Source organism: Sphingomonas sp. (assembly GCF_048594985.1).
In the GTDB taxonomy this organism is placed as follows: Bacteria; Pseudomonadota; Alphaproteobacteria; order Sphingomonadales; family Sphingomonadaceae; genus Sphingomonas_I.
In genome coordinates, this window is record NZ_JBMDXG010000087.1 from 1 (window position 1) to 9,590 (window position 9,590).

9 protein-coding genes are annotated in these 9,590 nt (G+C 66.3%); 3 read left to right on the top strand and 6 right to left on the bottom strand.

Translation table 11 applies throughout. The features are described 5' to 3' along the window. On the bottom strand, nucleotides 1-316 hold a 316-nt coding region (locus ACOJSF_RS03195), incomplete at its 3' end, for a DUF6481 family protein (RefSeq protein ID WP_420140787.1). A 136-nt stretch (nucleotides 317-452) separates the two neighbouring features. Between ACOJSF_RS03195 and ACOJSF_RS03200 the strand changes: the two genes are divergently transcribed. Next, a complete protein-coding gene (locus ACOJSF_RS03200) occupies nucleotides 453-875 on the top strand; it encodes a DUF4112 domain-containing protein (RefSeq protein WP_420140788.1) in 423 nt (140 codons plus the stop codon). Between the two features lie 4 nt (nucleotides 876-879). On the opposite strand, the gene ACOJSF_RS03205 is transcribed toward ACOJSF_RS03200, so the two are convergent. From ACOJSF_RS03205 to nadA, 3 genes are read right to left on the bottom strand one after another with little or no spacing between them, the layout of a single operon-like run. Next, nucleotides 880-1,551 (bottom strand): ribonuclease T2 family protein, encoded by a 672-nt coding sequence (locus tag ACOJSF_RS03205; RefSeq protein WP_420140789.1) that lies wholly within the window; start codon nucleotides 1,549-1,551, stop codon nucleotides 880-882. A gap of 13 nt (nucleotides 1,552-1,564) precedes the next feature. Then, the gene (gene nadC, locus ACOJSF_RS03210) at nucleotides 1,565-2,419 is read right to left on the bottom strand and encodes a carboxylating nicotinate-nucleotide diphosphorylase (RefSeq protein WP_420140790.1); all 855 of its coding nucleotides are present in this window, start codon (nucleotides 2,417-2,419) and stop codon (nucleotides 1,565-1,567) included. 50 nt (nucleotides 2,420-2,469) lie between these two features. Then, nucleotides 2,470-3,468: a quinolinate synthase NadA gene (nadA, locus tag ACOJSF_RS03215; RefSeq protein WP_420140791.1), complete on the bottom strand. Its 999-nt coding sequence runs from the start codon at nucleotides 3,466-3,468 to the stop codon at nucleotides 2,470-2,472. Nucleotides 3,469-3,576: 108 nt separating this feature from the next. Here nadA and ACOJSF_RS03220 point away from each other — a divergent pair, with 108 nt between their 5' ends. Together ACOJSF_RS03220 and ACOJSF_RS03225 are read left to right on the top strand one after the other, a co-directional pair. Next, nucleotides 3,577-5,898 (top strand): TIM-barrel domain-containing protein, encoded by a 2,322-nt coding sequence (locus ACOJSF_RS03220; RefSeq protein WP_420140792.1) that lies wholly within the window; start codon nucleotides 3,577-3,579, stop codon nucleotides 5,896-5,898. 110 nt (nucleotides 5,899-6,008) lie between these two features. After that, nucleotides 6,009-6,854 carry an SMP-30/gluconolactonase/LRE family protein gene (locus ACOJSF_RS03225; RefSeq protein WP_420140793.1) on the top strand — a complete coding sequence of 282 codons (846 nt, stop codon included), beginning with the start codon at nucleotides 6,009-6,011 and terminating at the stop codon, nucleotides 6,852-6,854. Here ACOJSF_RS03225 and ACOJSF_RS03230 read toward each other — a convergent pair. Further along, nucleotides 6,851-7,657: an EAL domain-containing protein gene (locus ACOJSF_RS03230; RefSeq protein ID WP_420140794.1), complete on the bottom strand. Its 807-nt coding sequence runs from the start codon at nucleotides 7,655-7,657 to the stop codon at nucleotides 6,851-6,853. The genes ACOJSF_RS03225 and ACOJSF_RS03230 overlap by 4 nt on opposite strands. A gap of 69 nt (nucleotides 7,658-7,726) precedes the next feature. Next, nucleotides 7,727-9,511, bottom strand: coding sequence for an aspartate--tRNA ligase (gene aspS, locus ACOJSF_RS03235; protein WP_420140795.1), 1,785 nt, complete (start codon nucleotides 9,509-9,511; stop codon nucleotides 7,727-7,729). Nucleotides 9,512-9,590 lie beyond the last annotated feature (79 nt).

The window sequence follows — 9,590 nt, forward strand, 5'->3', positions numbered from 1 at the left end:
TTCGTGCGGCGTAACGCGCATCGCGGGCAGCTTTCAGCTCCTCGGCGCTCAGCTTGGGCTTGACCGCCGCAGCCGCTTTGGCAGCCTTTTCCTCGCGTGCCGCAGCCTTGGCGGCCTTTTCCTCCGCGATCGCGCGTGCGCGCGCCTCACGCCGTTCGGCCGCCGCGGCATCCCGCGCGGCTTGTGCGGCCTGGCGCTCGGCGACCACCGCCGGATCCGGCTTCGGCTTCGCGCGCAGCTTTGCAAGCGCGGCCTCCTTGGAGGCGCGGCCCGCCGCTGCACGTTCGTTGAAGTCCGGAGTCTTGAAACCAGCCATGTAATCGTCCCTGTGAGTTGTCCGCCGTCACTAGTCTTCCTCTGGCAAGGTCTCCACCCCCGCTCTTGCCATGATCACACAAGAGTTGGCGGAACCAATCGGCCGCTGCGGTGCTCATGCGCCGGAAGGAACCGCCATGGCGCGTAACACGACCCGCTTCGATGCATTGGCGGAGCAGATGCCCGGCTTGGGCCGTGACGCCGCGTCCGTCCGCAGGCGTGTTGAGGCGATGGAGCGCCTGCTGGAGCGTGCGTTCGTCCTGCCCGGGCTCAATCGGCCGGTCGGGCTCGACGTGATGCTCGACCTCATTCCCGTCGCGGGCAGCGTGGTGGGCGCGGCGCTTGGGAGCTGGATGGTGTGGGAGGCGCGCAACCTCGGCATGTCGCGGTGGCAGATGGCACGCATGTTCGGCAATGTCGGGCTCGACGCGCTGCTGGGCGCGATTCCGTGGGTTGGCGCGGTGCCCGATTTCTTCTTCCGCTCCAACACGCGCAACCTGCGCATCATCCGGCGCCATCTCGACCGGCATCACCCGGCCACGGCTACGCTTCCGGGCTGACCGATCAGGCCGAAGGCAGCTCGATCCGCAGGCGACGGCCCGGCGCGGCGCCGCCCTGGTGCGCGGGGCAACGCCGGGCCCTGAACCGCGTGTCCAGGCATACCCACACTTCGCGCAGCCACCCACGCTGATTCACGTTCAGCCGTACGGAACCCGCCGGCAGGCGGTTCGCGGCGATATAGGCGGCGGAGAACTGTCCCACGGTCAGATGATCCCGCCGCGCCAATCGCACCATGGCGGGCGCGCGCAGCCCGCGAAGCAGGCGTCCGGCCGTCGCGAAGTAGCGATCGGGCGTATAACCAGGCATGCACGTGCCATGCTTGGCCCATTCGTGCTGCAACAATTGGGCCGAGGGGGTGGCGCACCAATGCGCCTTCAGCGTCCTTTCCGGCAGCACCGCAGCCGGACGACAATATTGCGGCCAGTCGCGCCCCTCCCCGTCCGGCCACAGGCCGTGCAGCACGAAACCCCGCGCCGCCCGGCAATCGATATCCTCGGCATTACCGTCCCCGCGACGACATTGTTCGGGCGTCCAGATGAGCGAGAGCGTATAGCTTCCGATGGGCAGGGCGCGGCGCGGCTGCGCCTGCGTCGGCCCATCGATCCGGGGCCTGGGCAGCGTCTCGGGCGGCTGGCAAGCCAACGCCCCCGCCAGCAACATGGTCGCGCCGATCATCGCCCCTCCCCCGTCAGATGCTGGCGAAGTCGAGACCGATGTCGACCGCCGGCGCCGATTGCGTGATACGCCCGACCGAAATGTAGGTCACGCCCGTTTCCGCGATGGCGCGGATCGTATCCAGCCTCACCCCGCCCGACCCTTCGGTGGGCACGCGCCCGTCGACCAGCGCCACCGCCTCGCGCAGCATCGGCGGAGTCATGTTGTCGAGGAGGAGCCACGTCGCGCCGGCGGCGAGCGCGGGCGCGATCTGGTCGATCCGATCGACCTCGACGATGATCCGTCCGACCCCGGCGGCGACCGCGCGGGACACGGCCCGCTCAACGCTGCCCGCCACCGCGACGTGATTGTCCTTGAAAAACGCCGCATCCCACAGGCCCATCCGATGATTGCGCGCGCCGCCCATGCGGGTCGCGTACTTTTCCAGCAGACGCAGGCCCGGCGTGGTCTTGCGCGTGTCGAGCAAGGCCGCCCCCGTCCCCGCAATCGCATCGACATAGGCGCGGGTGAGGGTGGCGATGCCCGACAGATGCTGGAGCGTGTTGAGCGCCGAGCGCTCGGCGGTCAGGAGCGCCCGCGCCTGCCCCTCCACGCGCATCAGCACCGATCCCGCGTGGCAGGACGTCCCGTCTTCCACGGCTAGTTCGATCCGCGCGGCGGGATCGAGACGGTGGAAGAAAGCGGCGGCCAGCGCGAGGCCTGCCGTCACCATCGGCTCGCGTGCGGCCATCACGCCTGAAAAGCGGGCGTCGTCAGGAATCACCGAAGCGGAGGTGACGTCGCCGCCCGGCCCCAGATCCTCCGCCAAGACAGCCGTGACGAATGCGTCGGTATCGAAATCCGTCAGGCGGAAGGCTTGATCGTCCATGCCGCCCGATAGGGGCCGGCGCGGCATGAGCGCAAGCGCGGCGCTGGAGGTCAGTCGCCTGTAACGGGTGCTCCGACGTCACCCCGCCCGATCGTGCCGCCCGCCATTTCGAGCATCCTGTCGAGCGGGCGCTTCGCGGCGATCCGCAATTCCTCGTCCAGCTCGATCCGGGGCGAGAGGTCGCGCAGCGCGATGTAGAGCTTCTCGATCGAGTTGAGCGCCATGTACGGGCACATGTTGCAATTGCAGTTCCCGTCTGCGCCCGGCGCGCCGATGAAATGCTTATGCGGCGCGGCTTTCTCCATCTGGTGGATGATGTGCGGCTCGGTCGCGACGATGATCGTCTGGTGCGGGCTCGACAGCGCGAACTCGAGGATCGCGCGTGTCGACCCCACCAGATCGGCATGGTCGAGGATATAGGCCGGGCATTCGGGGTGTGCCGCGACCGGCGCGCCGGGATGCTGCGCCTTGAGCTTCAAGAGCTCGGTCTCGCTGAACGCCTCGTGCACGATGCACGCGCCGGGCCAGAGCAACATGTCGCGACCGGTCTTGCGGTTGAAATAGGCGCCGAGATTCTTGTCCGGCGCGAAGATGATCTTCTGATCCATCGGCAGCTGCGCGAGGATCTTCTCAGCGCTCGACGACGTCACGATGATGTCGCTGTGCGCCTTCACCGCCGCCGAGCAATTAATGTAAGTGATCGCCAGATGATCGGGGTGGGCGGCGCGGAAGCGCCCAAATTGTTCGGGCGGGCAGCTATCCTCCAGGCTGCATCCCGCCGCCATGTCGGGCAGCACCACCGTCTTGTCCGGGCTCAGGATCTTCGCCACCTCGGCCATGAAGCGGACGCCGCAGAAGGCGATGACGTCGGCATCCGTCTCCGCCGCTTTGCGGCTGAGGTCGAGGCTGTCGCCGACGAAGTCCGCCAGGTCCTGGATCACGGGCTCCTGATAATAGTGCGCCAGGATCACGGCGTTCCGCTCGCGGCGGAGGCGATCGATTTCGGCGAGCAGGTCAAGCCCGGCAAGGGTCGGTGTCGGCGCGGTCATGCGCGTCAGATAGGAAATCGATCCGCCTTTGTCGAAGGGCGCTTATTTGAAAATCTTTTTGGCGATGTATGACACCGGTCCGCAGACCGGCAATGGAGGGGCGGCAGGATGAAAGCGATCGGGGCAACATGGGCGGCCATCCTGCTGGGGGGCAGCGCGCTGGCCGCGCCGCTGGCGAGCGTCGACCGCCACGGCAGCGTGGTCGCGATCGAGCCCTACGCGCCCAACGTGGTGCGGGTAACCATCGCGCTCGATCATACCTTGTCCGACGCGGCGCCCGGCTATGGCGTGGTCGCCAAGGCGAATGCGTCGGGCTGGACCCGCTCGACGAACGGGGATGGCGGCGACCGCCTTGCATCGGGTTCGATGCAGGTCACGGTCGAGCCGCAGCCGTGGCCCGCCGCACCGACGCAGATGGCGCGCTATTGTGCCTCCGCCCTGCCGCCGGTCGCGATCTCGATCGCTGACGGCGCCGGCAAGCCGATCGTGCGGATGAAGGGGTGGGAGATGGCGCCCCACACCGTCAACGATGAAAAAACCTTCCGTATCGGCGCCACTTTCACGGTCACCCCGAACGAGCATTTCTATGGCCTGGGGCAGAATCAGGAAGGCAAGCTGGACCTGCGCGGGCGGACCATCGATTGCCGCCATTATTACGACGCCCCGGCGGGCGAGACGGTGTGCGTGCCGGTCCTGGTCAGCAGCAACAACTACATGATCGTGTGGGACAATCCATCGGTCACCACGGTCTCCCCCGGCCTGCACAATTCCACACACTTTCAGAGCGAGGTCGGCGAGCGCGTCTCCTTTTTCGTCGTCACCGGCAACAACAGCGACGAACTCTACAAGGGCTATCGCCTGCTGACCGGCGTCACGCCCCTGCCGCCGAAGGCGGCGTTCGGGCTGATCCAGTCCAAGGCGCGCTATGAGCGCCAGGCCGAACTGATGGCGGTGGCCGAGGGCTATCGCAGCCGCCAATACCCGCTCGATATCATGGTGCTCGACTGGTTCCACTGGACCCGCATGGGACAGATGGACATCGACCGCACTTTCTTCCCCGATCCCGCCGGCATGAACCGTCAGCTCCACGATTGGGGCATGAAGTCGATCATCTCGGTCTGGCCGCGCTACGAGCGCGAGGGGCGCTATTTCGACATGCTGGCCTCAAAGGGCTGGCTGCTCAAGGACAAGGACGGCAATCCGGTCGATGGCCTGCCCGTCCGCTATGATCGCGCCGGCGCGCTGCTCGACAGCACCAATCCCGAAGCGCGCGAGTGGTTCTGGGGCAAGATCCGTGACAACATCCTTGCCCAAGGGTTCGACTATACGTGGCTCGACGAGACCGAGCCGGACCTGATTCCCGATGGCTATCAATTCTCGATCGGATCGGGTGATCGTTATCATAATCTGTTCCCGCTCGTGCATACGATGGGCGTGGCGGATGGTTCGGCCCGCGACCGACCAGACTTCCGCAATCTGATCCTCGCACGCGCAGCCTATCTGGGCACGCAGGCGTCCGGGGCGATCTTCTGGACATCGGATGTCTTCTCGACCTGGGAAGCGCTCCGGCGGCAGGTTCCCGCCAATCTGAACATGGCGGCGAGCGGCATCGCCTACACCAGCAGCGACACGGGCGGGTGGCAGGTCCCCAGCGGGCCGGCGGCCCAGCACCCGCCGCTGATCGACCCCGCGGGCGCCGTCTCGACCGGGCGAAATTATCCAGATTATCCGGAGCTGTTCGTTCGCTGGTTCCAACTCAACAGCTTCACACCCACGCTCCGCATCCACGGCGACCGACCGGGCGGGTCGGCGATCTGGGAATATGGCACGGCGGCCGAGCCGATCCTCGCCGACTGGCTGCGCCTGCGTTACCAATTGATGCCCTATCTCTACGCGATGGGCCGGCAGACTTATGAAACCGGCGCGCCGTTCATGCGCGCCTTGTTCATGGACTTCCCCAACGATCCCGCCGTGGCGGCGATCGGCGACCAATATATGTTCGGCCCCGCCTTCCTGGTGGCACCGGTGACCGATCAGGGAGCGACCAGCCGCCGGGTCTACCTCCCCGCCGGCAGTGACTGGTATGATTGGTGGACCGACAAGCGCTTCACCGGCGGTCAGTGGATCGACGCGGCCGCGCCGATCGAGCGCATGCCCTTGTTCGTGAGGGCGGGATCGATCGTGCCCCTCGGCACGCCGGTCCAGAACACGACGCAGAAGCAGTCGTTGTCGGAGATCCGCGTTTATCCCGGCCGCAGCACGACCTTCGCGCTGTACGACGATGACGGGGTGACCAACGCCTACAAGAACGGCACCGGCAAGTCGGCGACCTTGCGATGGGACGATGGCGCGGGCCGGCTGTCGGCCAGCGGCACATTGCCCACCGGGCAGGCCCCGGCCGCGCTGGTGAAGATCGTCCGCGGGCAATGATTGGGTGGGCGGCCCGGTTCGCCGGGCCGCTCGAGCTGCGCCCGTAAAGGGTTGACCGCGCTTCGCAATTCGCCGCTACGTCCTTCCAAACAAAAGGAGGAGGATGGAATATGCTGAAGGCTTTTTGGCTGGCGGCGCTGCTCGGCACGACCGTTGCCCACGCGCAGCAGGCGCCACGAACGATCGCGAACGTGGGCTTCGTCGGATCGGAATGCGTGCGCTACGACGCCGCCGCCGACCGCTATCTCGTATCCAACCTCAACGGCGACCAGCCGGGTTTCATTTCGATCGTCACGCCCGATGGCGCGGTCGAAACGCTGAAATGGATCGACGGGACGGCGTCGGGCCTGTCCGACCCGCTCGGCCTCTTCATCGCCGGGGAGAAGGTCTACGTCGCCGATCCCGGTATGATCCGCATCTACGATCGACTCACCGGCAAGGCAGCCGGTGGGATCGCGGTCCCGGGCGCGCAGCGGCTCAACGATCTGGCGGTCGCAAAGGACGGCACGATCTATGTCACGGACTCCGCGCGCTCGGATCAGCCGGGCGCATTGTTCCGCATCTCCCCCTCCGGCCAGGTCAGCGAATGGGTGGCGCGCAACGACACGCTGGAAAAACCCAATGGCATTGCCGTGATGCCCGACGGCACGATCGTGCATGGCGGGCGCGGCGTGAACCTGGTCTTTCGCGACCCCTCGGGCCGCATCCTGCGCGAACGGTCGCTTCCGCTGGGACGGATCGACGGCATCGTCGCGCTCGCCGATGGCGGCCTGCTGGTCGCGAGCCAGGATGGCCATGCGGTCTATCACGTCGCTGTCAACGACGGCCCGATCACGCAGGTGGCCCGCGATATCGAGGTGCCGGCCGCGATCGGCCACGACCCGAAGCGCAATCGACTGATCGTGCCGCAGATCCGCGCCGCATCGCTGACCTTCGTCGACCTGCCCGGCAGCTAGGCTCCTGCCGTGTCCGCGTCGGGAAAGGCGAAGTCGATCGCGGGCAGCGCCTCGAACGCGGGGCGCGCGAACAGGTAACCCTGCATGTAACGGATGCCGAGGCGGCGGAGCATATACGCTTGCTCCGCCGTTTCGATCCCCTCGGCGATCACGACGGTGCCGAGTTCGCCGCACAGCCCGACGACCGCGCGGACGATCGCCTGCCGGCGCGCATCGCGGTCAACGCCGCGCACCAATTCCATGTCGAGCTTGACCATGTCGTTGGCGAAGCGCGCGAACAGGCCGAGCCCCGAATGACCGGCGCCGAAATCGTCGATCGCGACCGAGAAGCCGATCCTTCGATAAGTGTCGATGATCGCGCCGACATGGTCGGGTGCCGCGACCTGCTCATTCTCGGTGAATTCAAAGATCAGCCGGTCGGGCGGGAAGGCGTTCCTCTCGGCCGTCCGCAACGTCAACTGGATGCAGGCGACCGGCGAATAGACCGCGTTGGGCAGGAAGTTGATCGAAAGCCGGGCATCCGTCCCCATGATGCCGGCCGCCATCGCGGCCTCGATCGCCTTGACCCGGCACGCCTGATCGAACGCATAGCGATTGGCTTCGGTGATCTGGTCGAGGATGGTCGGCGCCCCCTCCCCCGCTGGACCGCGCACCAGCGCCTCGTAGGCGAAGGGCGCGTTGCGCGCGACGTCCACGATCGGCTGGAACGCCATTGAGAAAGCGATGTCGAGGGCTTCGCCGTCGCGACAGCCCTGACACCCCTTGCGATTGACGGCCTGCACCGCATCCGACACCTCGTCCATGAGGCGTCCGTATCAACGATTTCTCACGAAGATATTAACTAAATCAAGTAGCTGCGGACCATCATAGCGTCAGGACGCCTTGCCGGGCTGCTCGACCACGCGGATGCTGAGTTCGCGCAGTTGCTTCGGCGTGACCGGGGAGGGTGCATTCATCATCAGGTCCTCGGCCTTCTGGTTCATCGGGAAGAGCACGACCTCACGAATGTTGGGCTCATCCGCCAGCAGCATCACGATCCGGTCGACGCCCGGCGCGGACCCGCCGTGCGGCGGCGCGCCGAACTTGAACGCGCCGACCATGCCGGGGAAGCTCTCGTCGACTTCCGCCTGCGAATAGCCGGCAATCTCGAACGCCTTGTACATCACGTCCAGCTTGTGATTCCGGATCGCGCCCGACGACAATTCGATTCCATTGCAGACGATGTCATATTGGTAAGCGAGGATATCGAGCGGGTCCTTGCCCTCCAGCGCCTCCATCTCGCCTTGCGGCATCGAGAAGGGGTTGTGGCTGAAATCGACCTTCTTGTTGTCCTCGTCATATTCGAACATCGGAAAGTCGACGATCCAGCAGAACTGGAACACGCCCTGTTCGATCAGACCGAGCTCCTCGCCGACGCGAGTCCGGGCGAGGCCGGCGAGCTTGGCCGCCTGGCCTTCCTTGCCGGCGGCGAAGAACACGCCGTCATTGGGGCCGAGGCCGAGCGCCTCGATCAGCGCCGCCGTCCCCGCCTCGCCATGATTCTTGGCGATCGGGCCGCCGGGCTCGCCATCCTTGATGTTGATGTAGCCGAGCCCGGTATAGCCTTCCTTGCGCGCCCAATCATTCATGTCGTCGAAGAATTTGCGGCTCTTCGCACCCGCCCCCGGCGCGGGGATCGCGCGGACGACGTTCCCGCTTTCCACCAGCCGCGCGAAGATGCCGAAGCCCGAAGCCCGGAAATGATCGGTCACGTCCGTGATCTCGATCGGGTTGCGCAGGTCGGGCTTGTCCGACCCATATTTCAGCATGGCCTCACGGTAGGGAATGCGCGGGAATGGGCAGGGGCTGACGGTGCGGCCGTCGGCGAATTCCTCGAACACGCCGTGCAGCACGGGCTCGATCGCGGCGAACACGTCCTCCTGCGTGACGTAGCTCATCTCGAAATCGAGCTGATAGAATTCGCCCGGGCTGCGATCGGCGCGCGCATCCTCGTCGCGGAAGCAGGGCGCGATCTGGAAGTATCGGTCGAAGCCCGCGACCATCAGCAGCTGCTTGAACATCTGCGGCGCCTGCGGCAGCGCGTAGAACTTGCCCGGATGGATACGGCTGGGGACGAGGAAGTCGCGCGCGCCTTCGGGCGACGACGCGGTCAGGATCGGCGTCTGGAATTCGGTGAAGCCCTGCGCGATCATCCGCCGCCGCATCGATGCGATCACGTTCGACCGCAGGACGATGTTCCGGTGCAGGCGTTCGCGCCGCAGGTCGAGGAAGCGATAGCGCAGGCGGATATCCTCGGGATATTCGGCCTCGCCCGCGACCGGCAGCGGCAGTTCCTGCGCCTCCGACTGGACCGAGACCGCGCGGGCGAATACCTCGATGTCGCCGGTGGCGAGGTTGGCGTTGGCGGTGCCCTCGGCGCGCGCCTTGACCGTGCCGTCGATCGTCACGACCGACTCCACGCGCAGGCGGTCGAGCACGGGCAGCGCGGGGCTGTCGGTATCGCACACGATCTGGGTCAGCCCGTAATGGTCGCGCAGATCGACGAACAGCACACCGCCATGATCGCGCTTGCGGTGGACCCAGCCCGAAAGCCGGACGTCCTGGCCGACATCGCCCGCAGTCAGGGCGCCGCAAGTGTGGGTGCGATAGGCGTGCATAGGTCCGTCAGTCTCTCTTAAAAAAGCGGCCGGCGCGTGCTGGCTTCGCCAACGAAAGGCGCTGTCGAAGCCGATGGGT